Origin of the sequence: Ignavigranum ruoffiae (genome assembly GCF_900110675.1) — a bacterium.
Lineage (GTDB): Bacteria > Bacillota > Bacilli > Lactobacillales > Aerococcaceae > Ignavigranum > Ignavigranum ruoffiae.
Window position 1 is genome coordinate 1 of sequence record NZ_FOEN01000029.1, and the last position, 1889, is coordinate 1889.

General features: G+C 34.9%; 2 protein-coding genes. Both read right to left on the reverse strand.

Annotation, left to right across the window (positions count from 1 at the left end; translation table 11 throughout):
• Positions 1-139 precede the first annotated feature (139 nt).
• Complete coding sequence (locus BMX34_RS09545; protein WP_092572769.1) at positions 140-1060, reverse strand: site-specific integrase; 921 nt, start codon at positions 1058-1060, stop codon at positions 140-142.
• Between the two features lie 56 nt (positions 1061-1116).
• Positions 1117-1722, reverse strand: a complete 606-nt coding sequence (fic, locus tag BMX34_RS09550; protein ID WP_092572770.1) for a protein adenylyltransferase Fic — start codon at positions 1720-1722, stop codon at positions 1117-1119.
• Between the last annotated feature and the right edge of the window lie 167 nt (positions 1723-1889).

Consider the following 1889-nt stretch of genomic DNA (forward strand, 5'->3'; position numbering starts at 1 on the left):
AAAGATTTAGTAATTTCATACCCAAAAAATATTAAAGAACAAAAGAAAATTGGAGAAGTATCTTTTTCTTTAAATGAAACTATCACTCTTCATCAACGACAGCAAAAAAGGACACCCTTGAAGGTGCCCGTCCCCTAACTTATAGACTTGATAGATAACGCATAATTTTATCATTATCTTGGTTTTCTAATTCTTGAATAATGTGAAGATATACTTGTTGAGTCGTTGACATATTGGAATGTCCTAATCTTCTAGCTACACTTGCTACTGACACTCCAGCGAACAGAAGTAAAGAAGCATGAGTATGTCTTAGCCCATGAACTGAGATAACAGGGACTTGAGCTTGTTTACAGTATTTTTGTAGTCGATTATTGACTGTTGAATTAAATACGCGCTTCTTTACAAAAATCCGATCATCTTCAGGTAGTTCTGAAATCAATTGAGCGAATTGCATATTGGTTTTCCAATCAATTTGAACTTTCCGCTTAGATGACTTATTCTTAGTTTCTTGAAATCCACCTTCGGCTTCTTTATAGTTCCATGTTTTATTAATATTAATGAGTTGATAATTAAAATCAAAGTCTCCAGGCGTTAAGGCTAAAGCTTCGGAAAATCTTAGTCCGGTTTTGGCTATCAATAAGATTAACCAATCAATCGTGACTTCATTGGTGAGTTTAAGCTGTTGAAGGAGTTTTTGTAAGTCAAACTGACTGAGAAACTTCGTTTTCTTCTTACGTGGAAGTTTTCCTTTAATGACAACTTTTCTCGTTGGGTCTTGCTCTATTAATCGATCTTCAATAGCATCCGAAATGGCTCCTTTAAGTTGATGATGAAAATCCATAGTCGTCTGCTTCTCATGATGAAGTGCATATCGATTCAACAGCGCTTGATAGGATCTCCTATTTAATTGGGGCAACTTAAGATTAGGCGCTAATTTCTTCAACCATCGCAAACTTAAATAATACTTTGATAAAGTAATTGGCCGAACCGCTCCCACTTTATACAACTCAATCCATTCAGCATAATATTCATGGAACAAGACATTCTGATTTGATCCCATTCAAAATCCTCCTCATAAGTTATTACCTTCATTATGAGAAGAAGAAGCTTACTAAGCTAGTCCAGGTCTGCTGTTTTGTAGGCTGTATAACCTTCGTACCGATAAGACGCATCTAACCCTTTCATATAAACTAAACGGTTATCAATATCAGCGGTTAAAGCGGATCTTAATAGAGACTTAATTTCCAAATCTTTTATCGGACTTCTCTCCATGGCTAGTAAATAATCTGACGGATTAACTTTGCTCCAATTAATGACCCTAGCAATTTGATGCTTCAAAATATGATCTAACCATATGCGCATGCTACGGCCATTCCCCTCTCTGAAAGGATGGACCACATTCATTTCCACATATTTTTCAATTATTTCGTCAAAGGTATTTTGAGACATGGCTTCGACCGCTTTAATCGCTTGGTCTAAATACATAACCGATGCAAAGCGAAAATTACCTTTAGCAATATTAACCTCTCGCACAATTCCAGCAAAAGCGTATATTTCTTGAAAAAGCGTCTTATGAATAAATGACAAGCATTTAAAGGTTCCTGGTTCAAATTGATCTAAAGCCCCATCAAACAAGCTTAGAGCAGCCTTCTTGGAAATTTTTTCTTCCATGTGAGCTAGTTCAATAGCATCTGTAATTCCTAATAAGTTGTCTAAAACCATAAGAAACCTCCCTACACAAACATTTTTTGAAGCAAAGATATCTTCAATTTTTCAAGATTTTCAAGTTTTTGCTGATGAAGAGTGATAGTTTCATTTAAAGAAAAAGATACTTCTCCAATTTTCTTTTGTTCTTTAATATTTTTTGGGTATGAAATTACTAAATCTTT